The following is a 24958-nucleotide window of genomic DNA, read 5'->3' as shown; positions in this document are numbered from 1 at the left end:
GTGCGGAGAGGGGTCGTCATGAGGCAGCGCAGGGGAGTTCCGCTCGGCACCGTCCACCACCCGGTCTTCGCCCGCTTCTACGCGAGCTGCTGCGGGCCGGCCGCGGACGCGCGGGCGGGGGTGGCACGGCTCCGCCGGGAGCTGCTGACCGGGGCGACCGGCCGGGTCATCGAGGTCGGCGCGGGCACCGGGCTGAACTTCGCGCACTATCCGGGCACGGTCTCGGAGGTGGTGGCCATCGAGCCGGAGCCGACGCTGCGCCAGGTGGCGCGGGCGGCCGCGGCCCGGGCGGAGGTACCGGTGGACCTGGTTCCGGGGGTGGCTGAGGCGCTGCCGGTGAAGAGCGAGGCGTTCGACACGGCGGTGGCGTCGCTGGTGCTGTGTTCCGTACGCGAGACCCGGCGGGCGCTGGCGGAGCTGCGGCGGGTGCTGCGGCCCGGCGGGGAACTGCGGTTCTTCGAGCACGGGCGGGCCGCGGGGCGCGGTCTGGCGGCCGTGCAGTGGTCGCTGGACCATACGGTGTGGCCGCTGCTCATGGGCGGCTGCCACACCGGCCGGGACCCGCTGGGTGAGATCCGGGCGGCCGGTTTCGAGGTGGTGCGGGTGCGCCGGCTGAAGGTGCCGGAGCGCGGTCCGACGCTGCCGACCTCCCCCGCGGTGCTGGGCCTGGCCCGGCGGCCGGCCGACTGACCGCGGCGCGCGGCCGGCCCGTCACACGATCCAGGTGCGCAGTTCGTCGGCGATGGCGCGGACGTCCGTGGTGCCCTCCTTGATGAGCCGGGCGAGGTCCCGGACCCGCTCGGGCGAGGTGGCGATCTTCAGCCCGCTGGCGACGAGGTAGCCGTAGGCGACGGCGGTCGCGAACATCGCGTTCGAGCGCTCCAACGCCGGTACCTGGAGCAGGAGTTGGAGGAGCGCGGCGGCGCGGTCCGGCGGGTCGGGGTAGACCGGGACGCCGAATATCTCGGCGTCGTGGCGGCTGACCGCGGCCACCAGGGCACCCCAGTCGGTGACCTGGGGGTCTCCGGGGGTGTGCTGTTCGGCGATCAGAAGGAGCCAGGCGAGGTCGATGCGGAGCGTCACGTCGTGCCCGGCAGTCCCTCGCGGTTGGCGGGGGCGGCGGGGCCGGGCGCGCTGCCCGTGTCCCGGCCGAATTCCTCGGCGAAGACCCGCTCGTACTGCTTCATGAAGTCGGAGGCGGCCTCGACGAAGGTCTGGCCGACCTCGCCGGCGTCGCGCAGGACGAGCTCCTCGATATAGCGGTTCATGCTCACTCCCCGCTGCAGGGCGCGCTCCCGCGCCGCTTCGGCAGTGGCCTCGTCCACCCGGACGTTCAGCTGTGTCTTCGCCACGCCTTCACGCTAGCGCGCTGCCGCTAGCACCGGCAAGCACCGCCGGTCCCGCCCGGCCCGCGGTCCGCGTGCCGCTGCCGGGGGTGCCGGGGCGGATGGCGCACGATGTGATCCGTTGTGCGACCCGGACCGTCCGCGACCGCTCGGCCGTCAGGAGGACCACCGCCGTGTCCGTGCCCGCTCCCGTGCCCCATCTGAAGCGCAGCCTGCGGCGCTTCGACATCATGGCGATCGGCATCGCCGCGGTGATCTCCTTCGACGTGATCGGGCAGATCGCCGCCGGCGGCGGCCAGGCCGTCACCTGGATCGGGGTGATCGTGGTGGGGTTCCTGTTGCCGTACGCGCTGATCTTCGCCGAGACCGGCGCCGCGTTCCCGCAGGAGGGCGGCCCGTACGTGTGGGTGGAGGTGGCGTTCGGCCGGCTGCCGGCCGTGCTGACCACGATGTTCTACTGGGTGACCAACCCGGTCTGGCTCGGCGGCTCGCTGGTGTTCCTGGCCGCCGAGGCCTGGGACGGCTTCGTCTTCCCGCTCGGCACGGGCACGGTGGCCGACTACGCCTTCAAGCTGGTCTTCATCTGGACCGCGATCCTCACCGCGGTGATCTCGCTGCGCCGCGGCAAGTGGATCACCACGGCCGGCGCCGGCGCCAAGGTCCTGGCGCTGGCCTTCTTCACCGCGACGGCGGTGGCGTACGGCCTCCGGCACGGCTTCCGCGGCCTGGAGGCGGCCGGTTTCGCGCCGACGGCGGCCGGCTTCCTGGCGCTGGTCCCGGTGCTGCTGTTCGCGTTCGTCGGGTTCGAGGCGCCGAACGCGGCCGGGGACGAGATGCTCGATCCGCGGCGCGACGTACCGGTCGCGATCGCGGTGTCCGCGTCCGTCGCCACCTGCTGCTATCTGCTGCCGGTGCTGGCCATCCTGTCCGCCGCCCCGGCCGGCCGGGTCACCGGCGTCGCCGGCTTCATGGAGGCGGCCCGGCTGGTCTTCGGGATCTACGGGAGCTGGCGCGGGCCACTGCTGTCCTTCGTCGCCGTGCTGTTCGCGCTGTCGCTGCTGACGCAGGGCAGCGCCTGGATGATCGTCGCGGACCGGATGCAGGCGATGGCCGCCGCCGACGGCGGGTTCTTCACCCGGGCGCTGGGCGCCTTCCACCCGCGGCTGGGCACCCCGGTCCGGATGAACCTGCTGTCCGGCGTCACCGCCACCGTCTTCATGGCGGCGTCGATGAACCTGGCGAACGGCGACGCCTCGGCGATCTTCGGCGTGGTGCTCACCGTCGCCATCACCACCCTGCTGCTGTCGTACATCGCCGTGATCCCCGCCCTGCTGGCGCTCCGGCTGCGCCACCGCGCGGCACCCCGCCCGTACCAAGTCCCGTTCGGCACCGGGGGTTTCACGGTCGCCGCGCTGCTCGTCTACGCCTGGATCCTGCTCGGCTGCTGGGTGGCGCTGTTCCCCGGCACGCTGGAGCCCCTCGTCGGGTCCCGCTACGACTTCCGGGCCACCTGGGGCGTCTCCCGGCTCACCTTCGAAGCATTCACCCTCGGTACGGTCGCGGTGCTGCTGGCGATCGCGGCGGCCGGGTATCTGGTGCAGCGGTGGCGGACCCCGTCGGACAGCCGGCCGCGCTGAGGTGAACGGGCCGTGCTTGCATGGGCGTTGACCGGTCGCGGCCGGCACCGGTCACCGTATCGACGAGGGGGTTCCATGCCACGACCGTTCCGCTTCGGCGTCAACTTGCTCACGCTGGAGGCCGGGGATTCCTGGCGCCGGAAGTGCCGCCGGGCCGAGGAGCTGGGTTATGACGTGCTGCTCGTACCGGACCACCTGGGGATGCCGGCGCCGTTCCCCGCACTGATCGCCGCGGCGGAGGCGACCGAACGGCCGCGGGTGGGCACGTTCGTGCTCAACGCGGGGTTCTGGAACCCGGCGCTGCTGGCCCGCGAGGTGGCGACCACCGACGCGCTCACCGGCGGACGGCTGGAACTCGGCCTGGGCACCGGGTACGTCCGCGCCGAGCACGAGACCGCCGGGCTGCCGTGGGGGTCGCCCGGCGAGCGGGTGGACCATCTGGTGCGCACCGTCGAGGAGTTGGACCGGCTGCTGGGCGACCCGGAGCACGTGCCGCAGCCGGCGCAGCGGCCGCGGCCGCCGCTGCTGATCGGCGGGAACGGTCCGCGGATGCTGCGCCTGGCGGCCGAGCACGCCGAGATCGCGGCGTTCACCGGCGGCCGCCAGGCGCCCGGCAAACCGGAGGGCACCCTGGAGCTGATGCCCGCGGACGAACTGGCGGCGTCCGTGGCCCGTTACGAGGGGTACGCGGCCGGCCGCCCGGAGCCGGCCGAGCGCAACATCCTCGTCCAGCAGGTGCGCCACACCCACGACCGGCGGGCGGTCGCCCGGGAGATCGCGGACCGCCACGTCGGGCTGGACGAGGACCAGGCGCTGGAGGTGCCCACGCTGCTGATCGGCACCCCGCGGCAGATGGCCGAGCAGCTGCGGGAGCACCGCGAGCGGTTCGGTTTCTCGTACCTCACGGTCCTGGACTCCGCGCTGGAGGAGTTCGCCCCGGTGCTGGAGGAGCTGCGCGGCAGCTGACCGTCCCGAGGTACGGAATGGAGTGGCGGGCCGGAAGCCGCGGCTGCTTGGCTCATGGGCATGATCGACATGGACATCCGGCCCGCCGTTCCCTCCGACGCCGAGGCGGTGCTCGGCTTCTGGGAGGCGGCCGCCGAGGGCACGAGCATCAGCGACGACGTGGACGGGGTGCGGCGGCTCATCGCACGTGACCCGGAAGCGCTGATCCTGGCCGAGTCGCAGGGGACGCTGGTCGGCACGGTGATCGCCGGCTGGGACGGCTGGCGGGCCTCGCTGTACCGGCTCGCGGTGCATCCGTCCCACCGCCGGCGGGGCATCTCGAAGGCACTGCTCGCCGCGGCCGAGGAACGCTTCGTGAAACTGGGCGGTCGGCGCGGGGACGCCATGGTGCTGGAGGCCAACGAGCGGGCCCACCACGCCTGGGCGGCCGCCGGCTACCGCCGAGAGCAGCAGTGGCGGCGCTGGACGAAGCCGCTGGTCTGAGCGCCCCCGGCAGCCACATCGAACACTCCCGGAGCCCGCCCCGACATCCACGGGGCGGGCTCTCGCCACCTTCCCGATTTTGCCGATCCTTTACCATGGTTCTTCCCGGCCACGAGCGAAAGGTGGGTGAGCGTCCCGCCATGGGCGACCCTCCCGGTTGTCAGGTATTCCGGCGACGATGCGCGAACCTCCGCGTCCTGTTTCAGCATGGGACCGAGGTGACCCGATGACCGACCTGCTCTTCCTGGGCGTGGCGCTCCTCCTGACCCTCGCCTGTGGTGTTTTCGTCGCGGCCGAGTTCTCGCTGACGACCGTCGAGCGCAGCGACCTCGAACGCGCCGCCGAGCGCGGCGAGCACGGGGCGGACAGCGCGCTGAAGGCGGTCCGCGGTCTGACCTTCCAGCTCTCCGGCGCCCAGCTCGGCATCACCGTGACCGGCCTGGTCATCGGCATGCTGTCCAAACCGGCCATCGCCACCCTGCTGGCGGGTCCGCTGGGCGCCGTGGGGCTGCCGCGCGGGGTGGCGGAGTCGGTGGCGCTGGTCCTCGGCACGGCGATCTCCACGGTCGTCCTGATGGTGGTCGGCGAGCTGGTCCCCAAGAACTGGGCGATCTCCCACCCGCTGGCCATCGCCAAGAGGGTCGCCACCGCCCAGCGCGGGTTCAGCGCCGCCTTCAGACCGTTCATCCGGCACCTCAACAACACCGCCAACCGCACCGTCCGCCGGATGGGCCTGGAACCCGCCGAGGAACTGGCCTCGGCCCGCGGCCCGCAGGAGCTGGTCGCGCTGGCCCGCCACTCGGCCAAGGAGGGCGCGCTGGAGGCGGACACCGCCGAGCTGTTCGTCCGGACCCTCAACCTCGCCGATCTGACCGCGGAGAACGTCATGACCCCGCGGGTCCAGGTGATCGCGCTGGAGGTGCAGTCCACCGCCGAGGACGTCGCCAATGTGACCCGGGCGACCGGTCTGTCCCGCTTCCCGGTCTACCGCGGCAACCTGGACAACATCGCCGGCGTGGTGCACATCAAGGACGTCCTGACCGTCCCGGCCGAGCGCCGGCTCCGCCACCCGGTCTCCGACCTGCTGCGCGAGCCGCTGCTGGTGCCGGCCACGCTGACCGTGGACCGGCTGCTGGACCGGCTGTCCGGCCGGCGCACGATGGCCGTGGTCATCGACGAGTACGGCGGCACGGCCGGCGTCGTGACGCTGGAGGACATCGTCGAGGAGGTGGTCGGCGAGGTCCGCGACGAGCACGACCCGCTGGAGAACCCCGACCTGGCCCCGGCCGGCTCCGACGCCGAGGGCCGCAGCGTCTACCAGGCCGACGGCGGCGCCCGCACCGACCAGCTGGAACGCATCGGCCTGCGGGTCCCGGAAGGTCCGTACGAGACGCTGGCCGGGCTGATCGCCACCGAGCTGGGCCGGATACCGGTCGCCGGTGACCACCTGGAGGTGGCCGGCTGGACGATGGACGTCCTGGACGCCACCGGCCACCGCGCGGCACGGGTGCTGCTGCACGCCCCGCTGCCGGGCAGCGACGACGAGGGGACGGAGGCCGCCCGATGACCGCGCTCCAGCTGTTCGTCGGCCTGCTGTCCCTGGTCGTCAACGCCTTCTTCGTCGGCGCCGAATTCGCCCTGATCTCGGTGCGCCGCAGCCAGATCGAGCCGTACGCCGAACGCGGGGACCGGCGGGCGACCAGCGTGCTGTGGGGGCTCTCCCACGTATCGGCGCTGCTGGCCGCGGCCCAGCTCGGGATCACCCTGTGCACCCTGGTCCTGGGCGCGGTCGCCGAACCGGCCATCGCGCACCTGCTGGAACCGGTCTTCCATGCGGTGGGCATCTCGCACGCGCTGGTCCACCCGATCTCGTTCGTGATCGCCCTGACCCTGGCCACGTACCTGCACATGCTCTTCGGCGAGATGGTGCCGAAGAACGTGGCCCTGGCCGAGCCGGTACGCACCGCGCTCGCCCTCGGGCCGCCGCTGGTCGCGCTGACCCGGGCGCTGCGTCCGGTGATCTTCACGGTCAACACGTTCGCCAACGTGTTGCTCAAGCTGATGCGGGTGGAGACCAGGGACGAGGTGGCCGCGACCTTCTCGGACGCCCAGCTCGCGCGGATGGTCGAGGACTCCCGGGAGGCCGGACTCCTCGACGAACGGGCCCAGGAACGCCTCCGCGACGCCCTGGAACTGGGCCGCCGCCCGGTCCGGGACGTCATCCTCCCGGCCGAGAAGGTGGTCTCCGCCCGGATGGGCATCACCGCCGAGGAGCTGGAGCAGCTCGCCGCGGAATCCGGTTTCTCCCGCTTCCCCGTCGTCGACGACACCCGCCGCATCCTCGGCTACCTCCACGTCAAGGACGCGCTGGACGCCGTCGCACGCGACGTGCCGTTCCCCGTCTCGGCCCTGCGCCCGATCGCCCGCGTCCGCGCCTCGACCCCCCTGGACGACGTCCTCACCGCCATGCGCGGCTCCCGCACCCACCTCGCCGCCGTCATCGGCGCCGACGGCCGCCTGGCGGGCCTGGTCACGATGGAGGACGTCCTGCGCGAGCTGGTCCTCCAGTAAATTCCGCTGCGCTTTGCGGTGCCCCCCACGTACCTGGCTTTCCCGCCGCGGGGCTTGCTCGCCGTTGCGCTTTGCGGCGCCCCGCACGTACTTGGCCGTCCCGCCGTCGGGGTTGCTCGCCGTTGCGTGCTTTGCGGCGCCCCGCACGATGTCGGCTTTGCCACCGCGGGGCTTCGCGCCGTTGCCCGCTTTGCGGCGCCGCGTGCGTTGTCGGCCGTCCCGCCGTTGGGCTTGTTCGCCGTTGCTCCCCCACTGCCTAAAGGGCGTGGGAGGTACCCCCAGCGGCGGGCGTGGTGTTTTTGGGTGCGGTGACAGCCCTACAGACTTCGTCCTCCGGTCTGTCCCCTCCCGTTGGTGGGTGGAAGAGGTGAGTGGGGGCGGGCGTTGCCGTCCGACGGTGTCTCGCGTCGTGCGGTGTCTTGTGTCGTGTGGTGTCGGGAATACCGCCCCGGCCCGCCGAGTTGAGGCCCGCAAGGGGTGCCCGTATCCCTTACGGGATCTGTTCGGCCCCGCCCTTAAGGGACCCTCGACGCCCACCCCCACCGGCCTCAACTTCCCCCCTCACGGGAGGGGACGGGCCGGAGGGGCCGGTTGTGTGGACGTAAAGCGAAGCAGTCCACACAACCGGCCCCGGAGGTCCGTCACCGCACCCGACAACCACCCAGCCCGCCGCAGGCGCAACGGCGAGACGCCCCGCGGCGGGAAAGACAGGTACGTGCGGGTGCGCCGCAAAGCGCAACGGCGAGCAACACCCACGGCGGGACGGCCAAGTACGTGGCGGAGATTAAGATCCGCGTGTGCGGTACACCAGTTTCGTAGCCATAGGCGACAGCTTCACCGAAGGAATGTCCGACGGCCTCCCCGACGGCACCTACCGTGGCTGGGCCGACCTCCTCGCCGCGCGGCTGGCCGCGCGGGCGCCCGGGTTCCGGTACGCGAACCTCGCGGTGCGCGGCAAGCTGATCGGGCAGATCCTGGACGACCAGTGCGGCCCGGCCGCGTCGATGGGCGCGGACCTCGTGACGCTGGTGGGCGGGCTCAATGACGTGCTGCGCCCGAAGTGCGACGTCGCGCAGGTCTGCGCGCAGCTGGAGACCGCGGCCGAGCTGCTGGTGAAGGGCGGCGGCCAGCTGGTGCTGATGCGCAGCCCGGGCCGCCAGGGGCCCGTACTGGAGCGCTTCCGGCCGCGGATGGAGCAGCTCTTCGCGCGGATCGACGAGATCGCCGCGCGGCACGGTGCGCTGGTCGTGGACCTGTACGCGTCGAAGGCGCTGGCCGATCCCCGGATGTGGGCGGACGACCGGCTGCATCTGAACGCCGAGGGGCACCGCCGGGTGGCCGAGGCGGTCTGGCAGGCGCTCGGGCTGCCCGCCGAGGAGGACTGGGACGTCCCGCTGCCGGCGGCCGCACCGCCGGGCTGGCGAGCCCGGCGGACCGCGGATCTCCGGTTCGCCCGGGAGCATCTGGTGCCCTGGATAGGGCGGCGGCTGACCGGCCGCTCCTCGGGGGACGGCCGGAGGGGCGCCCATGTGAGCCCTGAGCTGGGCACGGCCTTCTGGGTGAGTCCCGCGGACCATACGAACCCGGGCCCCGTCACGGGCTGGGCCCCGGTCGGGGCGTAACGCAGGCGCAGTCGCAGGTCACCGCAAGGAGCCGAGTGCGGCCGGCGTACGGAATGGCGTACGGGACGGCGTACGGAATGGCGTAGGGGATACTGCCGGGCACAGGGGCAGTTACGGGGTGGGGGTAGTCGGTGCGACCGTTGGCCAAGGACGATCCGCAGCAGATCGGACCGTTCCGGATCATCGGGCTGCTCGGGGGCGGCGGCATGGGCCGGGTGTATCTCGGCCGGGCGGTGGACGGGCGGACGGTGGCGGTGAAGACCGCGCGGTCCGAGCTCGCCGACGACCGGGGCTTCCGGACGCGTTTCGCCCGTGAGGTGGCCGCCGCCCGGCGGGTGGGCGGGCCGTTCGTGGCGCCGGTGGTCGACGCCGCGCCGCACGACGACGTGCCCTGGATGGCGACCGACTACGTGCCGGGTGTCTCGCTGAGCGATGCCGTGCACGACTGCGGGCCGCTGCCGGAGCGGGCGGTGCGGCTGATGACGGCGGGCCTGCTGCAGGCCCTGGCGGCGGTGCACGCGCAGGGTCTGGTGCACCGCGACCTCAAGCCGTCGAACATCCTGCTCACGGTCGAGGGGCCGCGCGTCATCGACTTCGGTATCGCGTACTCGGCCGCGGACACCGCCCTGACCGTGACCGGCACCGCCCTCGGCACACCGGGGTTCATGGCGCCCGAGCAACTCGTCATGACGGGCCCGGGCGTCACGGGCGCCGCGGACGTGTTCGCGCTCGGCGGGGTGCTCGTGTTCGCGGCGACCGGCGGCGGCCCGTACGGGAGCGCCGAGCCGCAGGTGCTGATGTTCCGCACCGTGCACGAGGAACCGCGGCTCGACGGCCTTCCGGACGGGCTGAAGGAGGTGGTGGCGGCCTGTCTGGCCAAGGAGCCGGAGCGGCGGCCCGCGCTGCCCGCCCTGATGGCGCGGGTGGGCGCGCCCGGCCCGTACGGCGACTGGCTGCCGGCCCCCGTCGCCGTACAGCTCCGCCGGCTGTCCGCGCAGCTCGCCGACCCCAGGTCCCCGGACGCCTTCGCGCCGCGGCCTTCGGTGCCGCGGCCCCCGGCGCAGGAGCCGGCCGGCGTTCCGTTCGACCAGCTGCCGACCAGCATGAGCCCGGACGGCCCGCCGCCCCCGCCGCCGGCCGTGACGCCGGCCTGGCCCGCGCAGACCGCCACGCCGCCGCTGTCCCCCGCCCCTGGTCGAACCGCCCCGGGGCCGAGCCGGCGCCGGGTGCTCGCCGCGCTGTCGGTGGTGGGGGGCCTGGCCGGCACCGGGGCGCTGGGCTGGGCGCTGTGGCCGCAGGGCGGGGGCCGTGACGACGGCGGGAAGAACGCCGGGAACCCGCCCGCGGGCTCCAGGCAACCGTCCGGGCCGTCAGGCCGGCTGCCGGCGGAGATCCGCGACCGGGGCAAGGTCACCATCGGCTCGGACATCGCCTACGCGCCCATGGAGTTCGTCAGGGACGGCAAGCCCGCCGGGCTCGACATCGACCTCGCGCACGCCCTCGGTCGCGAACTGGGCGTCCGCGTCACGTTCGAGAACGCCGTCTTCGACTCGCTGCTGGCCGGCCTGGCCGCGGGCCGCTTCGACCTGGTCATGTCGGCGATGGCCGACACCAAGGAGCGTCAGGAGGGGCGCGCGGAGGGGACGAAGACCGGCGCCGGCGTCGACATGGTCGACTACTTCAGGGCCGGGCTGGTGCTCGTCGTCCGCACCGGCAATCCGGAGGGCATCACCAAGCCCGGGAACCTGTCCGGCAGGACGGTCGCCGTCCAGCGTGGCTCCGTGGCCCGTGACTACGTGGACGGGCTCGGCCGGTCGGTCGCCAAGGGGATCAAGATCCGGGAGTTCGACTCGCAGGCCGAGGTCTACGACGATGTCGCCAAGGGCCGCTCCTCGGCCTGCCTCGACGACTTCCCGGTGGCGGCGCACACCGCCGCCACCCTCTCGGGCGGCGGTGTCCTGGAACTCGTCGGCGGGCAACTCGACCCCCTGCTCTACGGCATCGCGGTCGCCAAGCACCGCCCGGCCCTGCGCGACGCCGTACGGGAAGCCCTCGACCGCCTCGTCAGGAGCGGCGAGTACGCCAGGATCCTCAAGCGGTGGTACGTCGAGGACGGCGCGGTACCGCGGGCGGGCGTCAACGGGGGCGAGTAGGGAGGGTCGGCCGCCGCCGGCTCGCCGCCTTCGGTCCGGGCCCTGCCGGCGCTCACCCGCCGTTGTCGTGGTGCGGCCCGGCGCCCTCGACATCGGTCAAGTCATCGGCCGCCGCGTCCAGTTGACGCCGTTCGTACGCGTCGAGGAAGGGAAACAGGGCCCCGCAGTCGCGGCAGGCCCGCGCGAGTCCGGCGTCGAACGTCGGCCGCGGTTTGAGGATCCCCGGGCGGCGGAATGTGAGGCGCAGACGCTCGCCCCACCTCACGCCCGAGGTGAGTTCCCCGACCGGAGTCAGCCGGCCGGAGCCGCACAGCGCGCATCGCATGCCGGGCACCCTACCCATGCCCGTTCGAGCGTGACGGACAAGATCAACGGACCGCGCCGCGCCGGCGCGGGCCGGGTCCCGTGGCCAGGGTGGGACGGCTGTAGGAACACACAGCCGGGACCGGGGCGCTGGCCTGCGCGAATCGCCAGTAGACTCTGACCACGTGACTGCTGTGTCTGCGAAGCCTCGCATCCCCAATGTTCTGGCCGGCCGCTATGCCTCCACGGAGCTGGCCGTGCTCTGGTCCCCCGAGTACAAGGTCAAGCTGGAGCGGAAGCTGTGGCTCGCCGTGCTGCGTGCGCAGAAGGACCTGGGGGTGGCGGTCCCCGACGAGGCGCTGGCCGACTACGAGCGGGTCCTGGAGAACGTCGACCTGGCGTCGATCGCCGAGCGCGAGAAGGTCACCCGGCACGACGTGAAGGCGCGGATCGAGGAGTTCAACGCGCTGGCCGGCCATGAGCAGGTCCACAAGGGCATGACCTCCCGCGACCTGACCGAGAACGTCGAGCAGCTCCAGGTCCGGCTGTCGCTGGAGCTGATGCGGGACCGTACGGTCGCCGTGCTGGCGCGCCTGGGTTCGCTGGCCGCGCAGCACGCCGAGCTGGTGCTGGCGGGCCGCTCGCACAACGTCGCCGCGCAGGCCACGACGCTGGGCAAGCGGTTCGCGACCGCGGCCGACGAGCTGCTGGTGGCGTACGCGCGCCTGGAGGATCTGCTCTCCCGTTACCCGCTGCGCGGCATCAAGGGCCCCGTGGGCACCGCGCAGGACATGCTGGACCTGCTCGGCGGGGACGCCGCGAAGCTCGCCGAGCTGGAGCAGCGGATCGCCGCGCACCTCGGCTTCGGGCAGGCCTTCACCTCCGTCGGCCAGGTCTACCCGCGCTCGCTGGACTACGACGTGGTCACCTCGCTGGTGCAGCTGGCCGCCGCCCCCTCGTCGCTGGCGAAGACGATCCGGCTGATGGCCGGGCACGAGCTGGTCACCGAGGGCTTCAAGCCCGGCCAGGTCGGCTCGTCGGCGATGCCGCACAAGATGAACACCCGCTCCTGCGAGCGCGTCAACGGCCTGATGGTGATCCTGCGCGGTTATGCCTCGATGACCGGTGAGCTCTCCGGCGACCAGTGGAACGAGGGCGATGTGTCCTGCTCCGTGGTGCGCCGGGTCGCCCTGCCGGACGCGTTCTTCGCGCTGGACGGGCTGCTGGAGACGTTCCTGACGGTGCTCGACGAGTTCGGGGCGTTCCCCGCCGTCGTCGCCCGTGAGCTGGACCGTTACCTGCCGTTCCTCGCCACGACGAAGGTGCTGATGGGGGCGGTCCGGGCCGGGGTGGGCCGCGAGGAGGCCCACGAGGCGATCAAGGAGAACGCGGTGGCGTCGGCGCTGGCCATGCGCGAGCAGGGCGCCGAGCGGAACGAGCTGCTGGACAAGCTGGCCGCGGACGCCCGGCTTCCGCTGGACCGGGAGCAGCTGGCCGCGCTGATGGCGGACAAGCTGTCGTTCACGGGTGCGGCCGCCGACCAGGTGGCGTCGGTCGTCGCCCGGATCGAGGAGATCACCAAGCAGCACCCGGAGGCCGCCGGCTACACCCCGGGCGCGATCCTCTGACCCGGGAGCCCATAAGTGCGCTTCACCCCTGAGGAGCTGCAGGCCGCTCGTGACCGCCTCGTCCCGGACGTGGCGGCGAGCGGTCTGCGGGTCCTCTTCTGCGGGATCAACCCCGGGCTGATGTCGGCGGCCACCGGCCACCACTTCGCCCGGCCCGGCAATCGGTTCTGGCCGGTGCTGCACGCCGCCGGCTTCACCCCGCGGCGGCTGCACCCCCATGAGCAGGAGGAGCTGCTCGTCCACGGGGTCGGGATCACCAATGTCGTGGCGCGGGCGACCGCCCGGGCGGACGAGCTGACCGCGGAGGAGTTCCGCGAGGGCGGCCGGCTGCTGGCGGAGAAGGTGGCCCGGCTGCGGCCGCGCTGGCTCGCCGTCGCCGGGGTCACGGCGTACCGCGTCGCCTTCGACGACAAGCGTGCGACGGTCGGGCCGCAGCCGCGCATGCTGGGGGACACCCGGATCTGGGCGCTGCCCAACCCCAGTGGCCTGAACGCCCATTGGACGCCGGCGACGATGGCGGAGGAGTACGGGCGGTTGCGCGCGGCGGCGTTCGCGGAGGACGGGGCGGCGTAGCGGTCCGCGTTCCGGGACCGCATGGTGGGCGGACGGCGGGCGTTCGGCCAACCTTCACCTTGAAGGCGTGTACATGTCACGCTGCCGGCTCTACTCTGTCGCCGCCCGTGCACGCCCCCACACTTCCGTACGGAGGCAGTCGTGCCCACTCCGTCCCCCTCGCCTTCCCCTGCCCCCACCTCCGCGGAGTCCCCCGCGGACCACCGCGGCCGCCGCTCGCGCCGCCACCGACTCACCGCGCTCGCCGGCGCGTTCGGCCTCGCCGCCGCCGGACTCGGCGTCTGGGCGGGCAACGGCTTCGGCGCCGAGCCCGCCGCGGCCGGGGTGCCCAGCCCGGACCACGTGGTCGTGGTGGTCTTCGAGAACCACGCCTACAGCCAGGTGCTGGGCAGCTCCAGCGCCCCGTACATCAACTCCCTGGCCTCCGGCGGCGCCAGCCTCACCGCCTCGTACGCCGAGACCCACCCCAGCCAGCCCAACTACTACGCGATGTTCTCCGGCGACACCCAGGACGTCACCGACGACAGCTGCGTCACCCCCGGTTTCAGCTCCGCGCCCAACCTCGCCTCCGAGGTGACCGCGGCCGGCAAGTCCTGGGCGAGCTACAACGAGTCGCTGCCGTCCGAGGGCTCCACCACCTGCAAGAGCGGCAAGTACGCGCAGAAGCACAACCCCTGGTTCGGCTTCAGCAACGTGCCCACGAACACGGCGCACACCTTCGACGCGTTCCCCACGGACTTCAGCCAACTGCCGACCGTGTCGTTCGTCGTGCCGAATCTGTGCAGCGATATGCACGACTGCTCGGTCTCCACCGGCGACACCTGGCTGAAGAACCACCTCAAGAGCTACGCGGACTGGGCCAAGACCCACAACAGCCTGCTGCTGGTCACCTTCGACGAGGACAACCGCCTCAGCGGCAACCGCATCCCGACCGTCCTGTACGGCCAGCCGGTGCAGCCCGGCGCCACCTCGGACACCACCTACAACCACTACGACGTCCTGCGCACCCTCGAGGACATGTACGGCACCTCGCACGCCGGGAAGGCCGCCGACGCCAAGGACATCACCGGCATCTGGGCGAGCTGACGTGTACCTCGCGGACAGCCGCGCCACCCGCACGACGGCCGGTCCGGGCACCCGCCCGGGCCGGCCGGTCCGGGCCGCGGTCCCCGGCACCGTCCTCGTACTGGGCACCGTCAGCCTGATCACCGACGTCTCCTCGGAGATGGTCACCGCCGTCCTGCCGCTCTACCTCGTCGCCGAACTCGGCCTGTCCCCGCTCGGGTTCGGGCTGCTGGACGGGGTCTACAACGGCGTCAGCGCGCTCGTCCGGCTGGTCGGCGGGCGGATCTCGGACCGCGGCGGGGGCGGCGGCCACAAGGACGTGGCAGTGGTCGGTTACGGCCTCTCGGCCCTGTGCAAGCCGCTGTTGCTGCTGGTGCACACCCTGCCGCTGATCGGTGCGGTGCTGGCCGCCGACCGCACCGGCAAGGGGCTGCGCACCGCACCGCGCGACGCGATGATCTCGCTGGCGAGCGAACCGGCGGTGCGCGGCCGGGCGTTCGGTGTGCACCGGGCGATGGACACCGCGGGCGCGCTGCTCGGCCCGCTGATCGCCTTCCTCGTGCTGCGCGCCGCGGCGGAGGGGTACGACGCGGTGTTCACGGTCAGCGGCTGTGTGGCCGCGCTCGGCGTGGCCGTCCTGCTGCTCTTCGTCCCCGGCCGGGCGCCGCACGAGTCCACCGGCCGGCGTCCGTCCCCGGCGGGCAACCCGCTCCCGTCGCCGGCGGGCAACCCGCTCCCGTCGCCGGCGGGCAGCCCGCTCCCGTCCCCGGCGCAGGGCACGGCATCCGCGCCGCCGCGCGCCCCGGCGTCCGTTCCGCCGCGCGGCCCGGCATCCGCGCCGCCGCTGCGGCCGCTGCTGCGGCTGCCCGCGCTGCGCCGGCTGACCTGCTGTGCGGTGCTGCTCGGTCTGACCACCGTCAGCGACTCCTTCCTCTACCTCACCCTCCAGCGCCGGCTGGGACTGTCCGAGGCGTGGTTCCCGCTGCTGCCGCTGGGCACCGCCGCGGCCTTCCTGCTGCTGGCCGTGCCGCTGGGCGCGGTCGCGGACCGGTGCGGCCGCCGCCGGCTGTTCCTGCTCGGCCATCTCGCGCTGCTCGGCGCCTACGGGGTGCTGCTCGCGCCGTTCGCCGCCTCGCCGGCGCTGACCTGCCTGGTCCTCGTCCTGCACGGCGGCTTCTACGCGGCCACCGACGGTGTGCTCGCCGCGGCCACCGCCGACGCGGTGCCGGACGCGCTGCGCGGCAGCGGGCTGGCGGTCGTCCAGACCGGCCAGGCCGCGGCCCGCTTCGGCTGCTCGCTGGCCTTCGGCGCGGCCTGGACCGCCTGGGGCGACCGCTGGGCGCTCGGCCTCGCCGCGGCCGGTCTGGCGCTCGCCGCCGCGGTCAGCGCCCGGCTGCTGCGCCCCGCCCCGCCGGCCGGACCGCCCCGGACCGCCGACCCCACGCCTCCGGAGCCCGTCACGTGAACCGCACCACCCGCCTCCTGATCCTGCTCGTCACCGTCCTCCTGCTCGGCGGGATCGCGGTCGGCGCCACCCTGCGCGCCGCCGACCGGGCCGCCGAGAAGGACCGCACCCAGGCCGGCGGGCCCACGGTCACCTCCGGTGCGGTACGGCTGAGCGATCCGCACCGCGCGCTCTTCCGCAACATGGCCTGGGGCCCGCACCGCGACGAGATCACCGCCGTCCCGGCCGGCCGGCCCGCCGGCCCGCGCACCGCCTCCGGCGTCCGCTGCCTGCGTTTCCACGCGGCCGCCGGCACCGGCATCTGCCTGCGGGCCGTGCACGGCGAACTCCGCGACACCTACCGGGCGGTGGTCCTCGACGACCGGCTGCACGAGCGGCGCCACTACGACCTGGCCGGCACCCCGACCCGCGCCCGGGTCTCCCCCGGCGGCCACACCGTCGCCTGGACCGTCTTCGTCAGCGGCGACTCCTACGCGGGCACCGCCTTCTCCACCCGCACCTCGATCCTCGACACCCGCACCGGGCACCTGGACGCCAACCTGGAGACCTATGCACTGACCGTCGGCGGACACCGGGTGCACGCGGCCGACCTCAACGTCTGGGGCGTCACCTTCGCCGACGACGACCACTTCTACGCCACCGCCGCCACCGGCGGGAAGACCTATCTGGTCCGCGGTGACCGCACCGCCCGCACCCTGCGCGCGCTGCACGGCAACGTCGAATGCCCCTCGCTGTCGCCCGACGGCACCCGCATCGCGTACAAGAAGCGGGTCGCCGGCGCCGATCCGGACGCGCCCTGGCGGCTGTACGTACTCGATCTGCGTACGCTGCGCGAGACCGCGACCGGTGAACACCGCAACGTCGACGATCAGGCCGTCTGGCGGGACCGTCACACCCTGGTCTATGCGCTGCCGGGCGACTACGGCGCCGATCTGTGGACCGTGCCCGCAGACGGCTCGGGCAGCCCGCACCGGCTCGCCACCGCCGCGCTCGCCCCGGCCTTCCCTCACTGACCGCCGGCCCTCCGCGTCACCTCCGCCTCTCCCACCGCCACCAGCAGTTGCCACGGCAGCTCCCGGGCGCCCTGTCCGACGCCCACGCCTATCCACCGGCCGTCCACCCGCCAGCCGTACATCCGCGGGACGAAACCGCACAGGGTGTCCAGCGGCGGCCGGACCGGCAGGCCCTGCGCCGTGCGCTCCAACGCGCCTTCCAGGTCGACGACTTCGGGCTCGCCCCACCGTAAGGACAGCGCCTGCACCAGTGCGGTCAGCGCGGCCTCGAACTCCTCCTCGGCCTCCGCGAGCTCGGCGGGGTCCGCGTCCCAGAAGTCCTGGCCGACCCGCAGATCCGCTATGTGGAAGCCCGGCCCACTCTCGACCGGCGCGGAACGCACCCGCTGCGCCGGGAACTCCCGCCGGCGCAGCAGGTCGATGGTGGTCAGCTGCTCGTCAAGCTTCATACCGTCAGTAAACTCCGGGGGTCTGACAATTGGCCGTGCCGCCGGTCACCACGGGCCCGACCAGACCCCTGGCCTCCCCCACCGGGGGGAGGTGGCACCCGGTCGTGCGCTGGCACGATGGCGGCGTGACCGCCTCGTTCGCCTCCGCCGTCCGCCGGCTCGGCCGGCCCGTCACCTACACCCGCTGGCTGCACCTGCTCATGGCCACGGTCGCCGGGATGCTGACCGGTTTCTTGTACCCGCGGACGTTCCGGACGGGCACCTGGGAGACCTGGCTGTGGATGGCGGTGCTGCCGGTCCCCCTGCTCCTCGCGGCCGCCGTGGTGCCGGTGGCCCGACGGTTCGAGGGGCTGCAGGCCCAGCTGCTGCTGACGCCGGGCCCGCACGGCACCGAACAGCGGGCCGCGTCCGGTATCGCCACCACCCCGTCGGCCAGCTGGCGCGACCGCCTCCGTACCGCCGGCTGGCTGCTGCTGCGACTGGAGACGGGCATCGCCGTGAGCGCCCTGAGCATCCAACTGCCCACGCTGGCCGCCGCGTTCACCATGGCGGCGGCCGGCCGGCCCAGCCGTCTGAAGGGCCTGCCGGCCATCGAGGCGCCCCACTGGTGGTACGGCCTGCTGGTGCCGCTCCCCCTCGTGCTGCTCCTGGCCGTCGTCCTCGGGACGGGGTCGCTGATGGCCCGCGCCGCGCGGCTGTTGCTCGGCCCCTCGGCGGCGGAACGGCTGGCCGCGCTGGAGACCCGTACGGAGCGGCTGCTGGCGCACAACCGGCTGGCCCAGGAGCTGCACGACTCGATCGGGCACGCGCTGACCGTGACCGTGGTGCAGGCCGGGGCCGCCCGCGCCGCCGGCAGCCCGGAGTTCACCGACCGGGCGCTGGCCGCCATCGAGGAGACCGGGCGGCAGGCGCTCGGCGAACTGGAGCGGGCCCTGCGGCTGCTGCGCGAGGACGCCCCGCGGCCGGCCGACCGGCCCCTGCTCACCGAGGCCGAACGGCTGCTGGAGTCCGCCCGGGCCGCCGGCTCCCCGGTCAGGGCCGAACTCAGCGGCCCGCTGGCGGACCTGCCCGGGCCGGTCTCCCGGGAGGGGTACCGCATGGTGCAGGAGGCCCTGACGAACGTGCTGCGGCACGCGGGCCCGGTACCGGTGTCCGTACGCATCGCGGCCGACCGCGGCGTACTGGAACTGGAGGTCCGCAACCCGCTGCCCGCCGCCCCCGCGGGGCCCGGCAGCGGTGGCCGCGGCCTGCGGGGGATCCGCGAACGTGCCGCACTGCTCGGCGGGGAGGCCCGCACCGGCCCGGCGGACGGCGCCTGGCAGGTGAGCGTCCGCCTGCCGCTGCCCGCCTGACCCCGCGCCTCGCCAGTAGGGTGATCCCGTGCCGATATCCGTACTCCTGGTCGACGACGAGCCGCTGGTGCGCGCCGGATTGCGCGCCATTCTGGAGGCGCAGCCCGATATCGAGGTGACGGGTGAGGCGGCCGACGGGGCCGCCGTGGTTCCGCTGGTGCGGCAACTACGGCCGGACGTCGTCGCGATGGACGTGCGGATGCCGCTGCTCGACGGGATCGAGGCCACCCGCGCGGTGCTGCGGGCGATCGCCGACCCACCGCGGATCCTCGTCGTCACCACCTTCGAGGCCGACGAGTACGTCTACGAGGCGCTGCGCGCGGGCGCGGACGGTTTTCTGCTCAAGCGGTCCCGGCCGGCCGAGATCGTGCATGCGGTGCGGGTGGTCGCGGAGGGCTCCTCGCTGCTGTTCCCGGCGTCGCTGCGGGCCATCGCCGCGGACCGCGGCAACGACCGGGCCCGGGCGGAGTTCGAGCGGGCCGCGCTGACCGGCCGGGAGCGGGAGGTGCTGCGGCTGATGTGCCGCGGGCTGTCGAACGCGGAGATCGCCGCGGCGCTGGTGGTGGGGGCCGAGACGGTCAAGACGCACGTCAGCGCGGTGCTGGCCAAGCTGGGCGCCCGGGACCGCACCCAGGCCGTGATCGCCGCCTACGAGTCCGGGTTCGTGGCACCGGGGACGGTCGGGTAGCGGCGCCCGGCAGCTGCCGCGGCCCTGGGCGGGGCTCGCCGCACACCGTCTGACCGGCTACGATCCGCCACACACAAAAAGCGAGGGAGAGGGACGTTGGGGCGGCTCACCGGCGGGGACCCCTCGCTGCTGCGACGGATCAACTCCGCGGTGGTGCTGGACGCGCTGCGCGCCGCGGACTCCGCCACGCTCACCCATCTCGTCCAGGTGACGGGCCTGTCGCGGCCCACGGTCGAGGGCGTGGTCGAGGGGCTCATCGAGAGCGGCCTGGTCGTCGAGGTGCCCGCCGAGGAGGGCGAGGCGCGCCGCCAGGGCCGTCCGGCCCGCCGCTTCCGGTTCCGTACCGAGGCCGGCCATCTGCTGGGCATCGAGATCGGGCCGCACCGCATCGTGGCGCTGCTGTCGGATCTGAGCGGCCGGGTGCGGGACACCGCGCAGCGCACCGTCGAGGAGGGCGCACCGGCCGACGAGCGGCTGGACCGGGTGCGGACCGTGGTGGCCGATCTGCTGCGGCGCACCGGCGTGCCGCGCCGCAGCCTGCGGGCCGTCGGCGTGGCCGGCCCGGGCATCGTGGAGGCGGACGGCACGGTGCGGCTGGGCACCGCGCTGCCCGGCTGGACGGGGCTGCCGCTGGGTGACCGGCTGCGGCGGTCGTTCCGCTGTCCGGTGCTGGTCGAGAACGACGCCAACGCCGCGGCGGTGGCCGAGCACTGGCAGGGCGCGGCGGCCGGCTCGGACGACATCGTCTTCGTGCTGGCGGGGCTGAGCCCGGGTGCCGGTTCGCTGATCGGCGGGCGGCTGCACCGCGGCTTCGGCGGTGCGGCCGGGGAGATCGGCGCACTGCATCTGCTCGGGCGGGAGGCGACCCCGGAGGCGCTGCTGTCGACGACCGGGAAGCCGCTGCACCCGCTGGACGAGGCGCAGGTCGCGGCGGTGTTCGCGGCCGCCGGGAAGGGCGATGCGCGGGCCCGGGACGCGGTGGACCGGTTCATCCGGCGGCTGGTGCACGACGTCGCGGCGCTGGTGCTGGCGCTGGATCCGGAGCTGGTGGTGATCGGCGGCTGGGCGAACGGGCTGGCCGGTGTACTGGAGCCGCTGCGCGAGGAGTTGGCGCGCTACTGTCTGCGGCCGCCGCGGGTCGTGCTGTCCCAGCTGGGCGAGGCGGCGGTGGCGACCGGTGCGCTGCGGCTGGCGCTCGACCATGTCGAGGGGGAACTCTTCGCGGTGCAGGGGACGGTGACGGCCCGTCGGTGACCGTCACCGTCCCGTGCTTACGGTCAGCCCGCGAGCAGGGCCACCGCGTCGCGCTCGCCGAAGGTCAGCCGGCAGGTGTCGGCGCGGTATGTGGACACCGCGACCGCGGTCGGCCGTCCCCGGGAGACGTAGCGGGTCGTGACGACCAGTACGGGCGCGCCCGGGAGCCGGTCGAGCTGCTTGGCGTCCTCGGCGCGGGCGGAGCCGAGCTCCACGGTGCGGTCCTGGCCCTCCAGCTCGTGCTCCTGGAGTGCGCGCAGCACGGCACGGGCGCGGCCGGGGGCGCTGAGCGCGGCCTCCGGGTCGTATCCGGGGACCGCGGCCGCGGGGACGTACAGCAGCTCGGCGGCGACCGGGCGGCCGTCGGTGACACGGTTGCGGCGCACGATGTGCACCGGTTCGCCGGGGGCGGTCTCCAGCAGCCGGGCCACCTCTGCCGGGACCGTGTCGCTCTCGGCGGCGTCGACCGGCTGCCAGTCGTCGCCGGGGGTGCCGGGCCAGGTGTGGCGGACGGGGTCGACGGCGACGTCGGCGCGGGGCGGGGCGACGGTGGTGCCGACGCCGCGGCGGCGCTGGAGCCTGCCCTCCAGCTCCAGCTGTTCGAGCGCCTGCCGGAGCGTGGCCCGGGCGACGCCGAACCGGGCCGCCAGCTCACGCTCGTTGGGCAGCACCTCACCGACCGCGAACTCCGAGTCCAGCGCCTCGCTGAGCACGGTCTTGAGGTGCCAGTACTTCGGTTCCGGCACCGTGTCGAGTTGCGTGGTCCCCACCCTGTCCTCCGCACTGGCGGCTGCCCGCGGGGCAGCGCCCCCTTTATGAGCGCTTCTTTATTAAAGGTTGTTGCAGTATCCCGACGATATGGCCGCCCCCACCCTTGGTCAAGACCAATCCCGCCACCGATTGGCGCAGCCCGGCGCGACGAGAACACGACCGGGCTGCCGGATCGGCGGGCCGCGGGTCAACCGGCGGCCAGCGCCCCGAGCTTGTCCGGATTGCGCACGATGTAGACGGTCCGGATCCGGCCGTCCTGGATGCCGAGCTGGAGGACCGTGTCCGGCACACCGCCCTGGTGCCCCAACACGGCGATCCCGCCGTTGAGTTCGCACAGGCCGAACTCCATACCGGCCGGCTGGGACTTGGCGACGCCGAGGAGGAAGCGGGCGACCTTGCCGGCGGACTCGATGATCCGCAGCGGTGCCTTGGCCTTGCCGCCGCTGTCGCCGACCAGCCGGGCGTCCGCCGCGAGCAGGCTCAGCAGACCCTCCAGGTCGTCACCGGCCGCCGCGGCCAGGAACCGCTCGGTCAGATCGCGCTGTTGCTCCGGATCGACCTCGTAGCGCGGACTGCCCTCCTCGACGTGGCGCCGGGCCCGGCCCGCCAGTTGGCGCACCGCGGCCTCGCTGCGGTCGAGGACCGCGGCGATCTCCGCGTAGGGGTAGCCGAACGCCTCGCGCAGCACGAACACGGCGCGCTCCAGAGGGGAGAGCGATTCCATGACGACGAGCACCGCGAGGGTGACGGTCTCGGCGAACACGGCGTGCTCCGCGCCGTCCGGCGGGCTCCCGGCGGCGTCCGTCGCCAGCGGCTCGGGCAGCCAGGGCCCCACGTAGGACTCCCGCCGCGACTGGGCCTGGCGCAGCCGGTCGATGGCCAGCCGGGTGGTGATCCGCACCAGGAAGGCGCGCGGCTCGCGGACCTCGGCCCGGTCCGCGCCGGCCCAGCGCAGCCAGGCGTCCTGCACCACGTCCTCGGCGTCGGCCACCCGGCCGAGCATCCGGTAGGCCACCCCGAAGAGGACCGGGCGGTGTTCCTCGAAGACATCGGTCGCGGTATCGCTTCGCACCCGTCCATCCCACCGGGCGGTCCGGCCGTTGTCCAGCGGAAACGGCACGGTGCGAGGCACACCACTGTGCCGCCGGGCCGACCGCGGCCGCACCCCGGCGCCCAGTACGACGCCCGCGCCCACCAGCAGGCTGCCGCCCAGCTGGGCCGGGCCGTATCCGCCGGTTCCGGCCAAAGGCGCGGTGAGCGCGGCGAAGACGGGGATCAGGCCGGAGTAGAGGGTGGCGCGTTCGGCGCCGATCCGCTGGATGCCGGCGTACCAGCAGACGAAGCCGATGACGGTGACGATGACGGCCTGCCAGCCGAGGGCGGCCGCCTCGACCGGGTCCGGCATCCGCAGCCAGCCGGCGCCCCCGGTGACCGTGCCGACGACGGTGGCCTCCACCGCGGCGAGCGCGCTGACCACCGCCGACAGCAGCCGGGGGCCGAGCGGTGGCAGGACGGGCACCGCCAGTACGGCGAAGCCCACCTCCCCGCACAGCGCGGCCAGCGACCAGACCAGCCCCATGGCGGCGGTGCGTCCCCACCCCTGGACGACCCAGGCGCCGGCGGCCACCAGGAGGGCGCCGCGTACCACCGCCGGGTTCGGCCGGCGACCCGCCAGAGCGGGCACGAGCACGGCGACGACCACCGGGGCGCAGCCGACGAACACCCCTGGCACGGCCGGTTCGGCGGTGCGTTCGGCCGCCAGGATCGCGAGGTTGAAGCCGAGCATGCCGAGGGCGGCGAGCAGGGCGAGACGTCCCCACCGGCGGCCGGTGAGGGCGCGCAGCGGCGGGCCGGCCCGTCGGCCCACGAGGGCGAAGAGGATCAGGGCGGCGAGGCCGTAGCGCAGGGCCTGGCCGCCCGCCCACGGGTAGTCGCCCAGCAGGCTGTTGGCGGTGAAGGAGCCGCCCACCAGGAAGCAGGCGAAGGCGGCGGAGAGCGCGCCGTGCAGCGGAGTCCGGTTCATGAGACGGACGCTAGGAAGAGCGGCGGACCGTCTTAAGGTCCACTTCAGCGGCTGCGTAGGGGACCACTTGGCGGCGGCGGAACGGGGGACGCGGCGATGCCGGACGACAACGGGTCGTGCAGCGACGGGAGTTGGACGGCCGCCTGGGAGCTGCTGCTGCCGACGGCCGCCGCACCGCGGCGCCGGCGCGGCCGCGCCCTCCAGGAGGCGCTGCGCGAGGCGGTCCGCTCCGGGCGGCTGGCGGCCGGGACCCGGCTGCCGTCGGGCCGGGAGCTGGCCGCCGATCTCGGGGTCTCCCGCGGTCTGGTGACCGAGGCGTACGAGCAGTTGACCGCCGAGGGCTATCTGCACAGCCGGCGCGGCGCGGGCACCTGGGTCGGCGGTGCGGTGCGCGCTGCGGGCCCGCCCAGGACCACCGCGGCGCCCGCGGCCGGCGTCCCGCTCGTCGACTTCACGCCCGGCACCCCCGACCTCTCGCTGTTCCCGCGGGCGGCCTGGTCGGCCGCCCACCGCCGGGCGCTGCACCGGCTGCCGCACCGCGCCCTCGGCTACCCGGACCCGCGCGGCCTGCCCGAACTGCGGCGGGAGCTCGCCCAGTTGCTGATCCGCCGCCGTGGGGTGGCCGTCGATCCGGAGCGGCTGGTGGTGTGTTCGGGCGTGGCGCAGGCGATGACGCTGCTGGGCTTCGCACTGCGCGCGGCCGGGCACCGGACGGTGGCAGTGGAGGACCCGGGCAGCCCCGAGCACACCCAGTTGTTCGCCGCCGCCGGGCTGGCGTCCGTACCGGTTCCGCTGGACGGCGAGGGCCCGGTGACGGCGGTGCTGGCGGCTTCCGGGGCGCGGGCCGCGGTGCTGACGCCGTCCCACCAGTTCCCCTCCGGGACGGCACTGTCGGCGGCCCGCCGGGCGGAGCTGCTCGGCTGGGCACGGGCGGCCGGCGGGCTGCTCGTCGAGGACGACTACGACGGCGACTTCCGCTACGACCGGGCGCCGGTCGGCGCGTTGCAGGGCCTGGACCCGGACCGGGTGGCGTACACCGGCTCGGTGAGCAAGTCGCTGGCACCAGGGCTGCGGCTGGGCTGGCTGGTGGTGCCCGAGTGGCTGGCCGACGAGGTGGTGGCCCGTAAGCGGACGATGGATCTGGGCAATCCGGTGCTGGACCAGGCACTGCTGGCCGAACTCATCGCCCGGGGCGACTACGACCGTCAGCTGCGCCGCTGCCAGCGCGCCTACCGGGAGCGCCGGGACGCGCTGACCGCGGCGCTGGCCGCGCACTGCCCCGGCGCCGGGGTGACCGGTATCGCCGCCGGGCTGCATGTCATCGTCACGCTGCCCGCGGCGTACGGGCCCGAGGAGGAGCTGCTCGCCCGGGCCCGACGGGCCGGGCTGGCGCTGCGCCCGCTGTCCGCCTACCGGAGCGCGCCCGCGCCGCCGGGCGACGGGCCGGTCCGGCTGGTCCTGGGGTACGCCCATCTGGCCCCCTCGGACCTCGACCGCGGGGTACGGCTGCTGGGCACGCTGCGCCCGGCAGGGGAAGCGGCCCGGTGCGGGAGCGGGAACCCGGGCCGCTAGGCGTGTCGGGCTCCGCCGGAGCCC

At 74.1% G+C, this 24958-nt stretch carries 23 protein-coding genes and 1 pseudogene; 17 read left to right on the top strand and 7 right to left on the bottom strand.

Features of this window, described 5'->3' with window-relative positions:
- Positions 1 to 18 precede the first annotated feature (18 nt).
- Positions 19 to 690 (top strand): class I SAM-dependent methyltransferase, encoded by a 672-nt coding sequence (locus ACFV1J_RS19385; protein WP_385859680.1) that lies wholly within the window; start codon positions 19 to 21, stop codon positions 688 to 690.
- 21 nt (positions 691 to 711) lie between these two features.
- On the opposite strand, the gene ACFV1J_RS19380 is transcribed toward ACFV1J_RS19385, so the two are convergent.
- Both ACFV1J_RS19380 and ACFV1J_RS19375 read right to left on the bottom strand, forming a co-directional pair.
- Positions 712 to 1083: a fic family toxin-antitoxin system, toxin component gene (locus tag ACFV1J_RS19380; RefSeq protein WP_385859678.1), complete on the bottom strand. Its 372-nt coding sequence runs from the start codon at positions 1081 to 1083 to the stop codon at positions 712 to 714.
- On the bottom strand, positions 1080 to 1352 hold the full coding sequence (locus ACFV1J_RS19375; RefSeq protein ID WP_385859676.1) for a toxin-antitoxin system HicB family antitoxin: 273 nt from the start codon (positions 1350 to 1352) through the stop codon (positions 1080 to 1082). The genes ACFV1J_RS19380 and ACFV1J_RS19375 overlap by 4 nt, the downstream gene beginning before the upstream one ends.
- A 167-nt stretch (positions 1353 to 1519) precedes the next feature.
- Here ACFV1J_RS19375 and ACFV1J_RS19370 point away from each other — a divergent pair, with 167 nt between their 5' ends.
- From ACFV1J_RS19370 to ACFV1J_RS19340, 7 genes are all read left to right on the top strand, one after another.
- Entirely contained in the window at positions 1520 to 2983 is a 1464-nt protein-coding gene (locus tag ACFV1J_RS19370; protein ID WP_385859674.1) for an APC family permease, read from the top strand.
- A 75-nt stretch (positions 2984 to 3058) separates the two neighbouring features.
- Entirely contained in the window at positions 3059 to 3949 is an 891-nt protein-coding gene (locus ACFV1J_RS19365) for an LLM class F420-dependent oxidoreductase (RefSeq protein ID WP_385859672.1), read from the top strand.
- Positions 3950 to 4009: 60 nt separating this feature from the next.
- Positions 4010 to 4432: a GNAT family N-acetyltransferase gene (locus tag ACFV1J_RS19360; RefSeq protein WP_385859670.1), complete on the top strand. Its 423-nt coding sequence runs from the start codon at positions 4010 to 4012 to the stop codon at positions 4430 to 4432.
- Positions 4433 to 4658: 226 nt separating this feature from the next.
- Positions 4659 to 5999: a hemolysin family protein gene (locus tag ACFV1J_RS19355; protein ID WP_385859668.1), complete on the top strand. Its 1341-nt coding sequence runs from the start codon at positions 4659 to 4661 to the stop codon at positions 5997 to 5999.
- Positions 5996 to 7003: a hemolysin family protein gene (locus ACFV1J_RS19350; protein WP_385859666.1), complete on the top strand. Its 1008-nt coding sequence runs from the start codon at positions 5996 to 5998 to the stop codon at positions 7001 to 7003. The genes ACFV1J_RS19355 and ACFV1J_RS19350 overlap by 4 nt, the downstream gene beginning before the upstream one ends.
- 797 nt (positions 7004 to 7800) lie before the next feature.
- Positions 7801 to 8625, top strand: a complete 825-nt coding sequence (locus tag ACFV1J_RS19345; RefSeq protein WP_385859664.1) for an SGNH/GDSL hydrolase family protein — start codon at positions 7801 to 7803, stop codon at positions 8623 to 8625.
- Between the two features lie 131 nt (positions 8626 to 8756).
- Positions 8757 to 10778, top strand: a complete 2022-nt coding sequence (locus ACFV1J_RS19340; RefSeq protein ID WP_385859662.1) for a bifunctional serine/threonine-protein kinase/transporter substrate-binding domain-containing protein — start codon at positions 8757 to 8759, stop codon at positions 10776 to 10778.
- Positions 10779 to 10830: 52 nt separating this feature from the next.
- On the opposite strand, the gene ACFV1J_RS19335 is transcribed toward ACFV1J_RS19340, so the two are convergent.
- Positions 10831 to 11103, bottom strand: coding sequence for a hypothetical protein (locus ACFV1J_RS19335; RefSeq protein ID WP_385859660.1), 273 nt, complete (start codon positions 11101 to 11103; stop codon positions 10831 to 10833).
- A 172-nt stretch (positions 11104 to 11275) separates the two neighbouring features.
- Here ACFV1J_RS19335 and purB point away from each other — a divergent pair, with 172 nt between their 5' ends.
- The 5 genes from purB to ACFV1J_RS19310 all read left to right on the top strand — a co-directional run bounded on the left by purB (position 11276) and on the right by ACFV1J_RS19310 (position 16825).
- A complete protein-coding gene (purB, locus tag ACFV1J_RS19330) occupies positions 11276 to 12709 on the top strand; it encodes an adenylosuccinate lyase (protein ID WP_385859766.1) in 1434 nt (477 codons plus the stop codon).
- Between the two features lie 15 nt (positions 12710 to 12724).
- The gene (mug, locus tag ACFV1J_RS19325; protein WP_385859658.1) at positions 12725 to 13282 is read left to right on the top strand and encodes a G/U mismatch-specific DNA glycosylase; all 558 of its coding nucleotides are present in this window, start codon (positions 12725 to 12727) and stop codon (positions 13280 to 13282) included.
- 141 nt (positions 13283 to 13423) lie between these two features.
- On the top strand, positions 13424 to 14368 hold the full coding sequence (locus ACFV1J_RS19320; protein ID WP_385859656.1) for an alkaline phosphatase family protein: 945 nt from the start codon (positions 13424 to 13426) through the stop codon (positions 14366 to 14368).
- 1 nt (position 14369) lies between these two features.
- Positions 14370 to 15812, top strand: a complete 1443-nt coding sequence (locus ACFV1J_RS19315; RefSeq protein ID WP_385859654.1) for an MFS transporter — start codon at positions 14370 to 14372, stop codon at positions 15810 to 15812.
- On the top strand, positions 15809 to 16825 hold the full coding sequence (locus ACFV1J_RS19310; RefSeq protein WP_385859652.1) for a TolB family protein: 1017 nt from the start codon (positions 15809 to 15811) through the stop codon (positions 16823 to 16825). Before ACFV1J_RS19315 ends, ACFV1J_RS19310 begins: the two co-directional genes overlap by 4 nt.
- Here ACFV1J_RS19310 and ACFV1J_RS19305 read toward each other — a convergent pair.
- Positions 16819 to 17274 carry a hypothetical protein gene (locus ACFV1J_RS19305; RefSeq protein ID WP_385859650.1) on the bottom strand — a complete coding sequence of 152 codons (456 nt, stop codon included), beginning with the start codon at positions 17272 to 17274 and terminating at the stop codon, positions 16819 to 16821. The genes ACFV1J_RS19310 and ACFV1J_RS19305 overlap by 7 nt on opposite strands.
- A gap of 125 nt (positions 17275 to 17399) precedes the next feature.
- On the opposite strand from ACFV1J_RS19305, the gene ACFV1J_RS19300 reads away from it, so the two are divergent.
- The 3 genes from ACFV1J_RS19300 to ACFV1J_RS19290 all read left to right on the top strand — a co-directional run bounded on the left by ACFV1J_RS19300 (position 17400) and on the right by ACFV1J_RS19290 (position 20568).
- Positions 17400 to 18626 carry a sensor histidine kinase gene (locus ACFV1J_RS19300; protein WP_385859648.1) on the top strand — a complete coding sequence of 409 codons (1227 nt, stop codon included), beginning with the start codon at positions 17400 to 17402 and terminating at the stop codon, positions 18624 to 18626.
- Between the two features lie 28 nt (positions 18627 to 18654).
- Positions 18655 to 19314 (top strand): response regulator, encoded by a 660-nt coding sequence (locus ACFV1J_RS19295; RefSeq protein WP_385859646.1) that lies wholly within the window; start codon positions 18655 to 18657, stop codon positions 19312 to 19314.
- Between the two features lie 96 nt (positions 19315 to 19410).
- On the top strand, positions 19411 to 20568 hold the full coding sequence (locus ACFV1J_RS19290) for an ROK family transcriptional regulator (RefSeq protein ID WP_385859644.1): 1158 nt from the start codon (positions 19411 to 19413) through the stop codon (positions 20566 to 20568).
- 23 nt (positions 20569 to 20591) lie between these two features.
- On the opposite strand, the gene ACFV1J_RS19285 is transcribed toward ACFV1J_RS19290, so the two are convergent.
- The 3 genes and pseudogenes from ACFV1J_RS19285 to ACFV1J_RS19275 all read right to left on the bottom strand — a co-directional run.
- Entirely contained in the window at positions 20592 to 21338 is a 747-nt protein-coding gene (locus tag ACFV1J_RS19285) for a GntR family transcriptional regulator (RefSeq protein ID WP_385859642.1), read from the bottom strand.
- Between the two features lie 188 nt (positions 21339 to 21526).
- Positions 21527 to 22411 carry an RNA polymerase sigma-70 factor gene (locus tag ACFV1J_RS19280; protein WP_385859764.1) on the bottom strand — a complete coding sequence of 295 codons (885 nt, stop codon included), beginning with the start codon at positions 22409 to 22411 and terminating at the stop codon, positions 21527 to 21529.
- Between the two features lie 591 nt (positions 22412 to 23002).
- Positions 23003 to 23362, bottom strand: a pseudogene (locus ACFV1J_RS19275) (EamA family transporter); the annotation flags it as partial.
- A 96-nt stretch (positions 23363 to 23458) separates the two neighbouring features.
- Between ACFV1J_RS19275 and ACFV1J_RS19270 the strand changes: the two are divergent.
- Entirely contained in the window at positions 23459 to 24934 is a 1476-nt protein-coding gene (locus tag ACFV1J_RS19270; RefSeq protein WP_385859640.1) for a PLP-dependent aminotransferase family protein, read from the top strand.
- Positions 24935 to 24958: the final 24 nt, after the last annotated feature.

The organism is Streptomyces sp. NPDC059649 (genome assembly GCF_042734445.1).
In the GTDB taxonomy this organism is placed as follows: domain Bacteria; phylum Actinomycetota; class Actinomycetes; order Streptomycetales; family Streptomycetaceae; genus Streptomyces.
The sequence above is the reverse complement of the archived record's forward strand: the minus strand, read 5'-3'. Positions and strand labels throughout refer to the sequence as shown.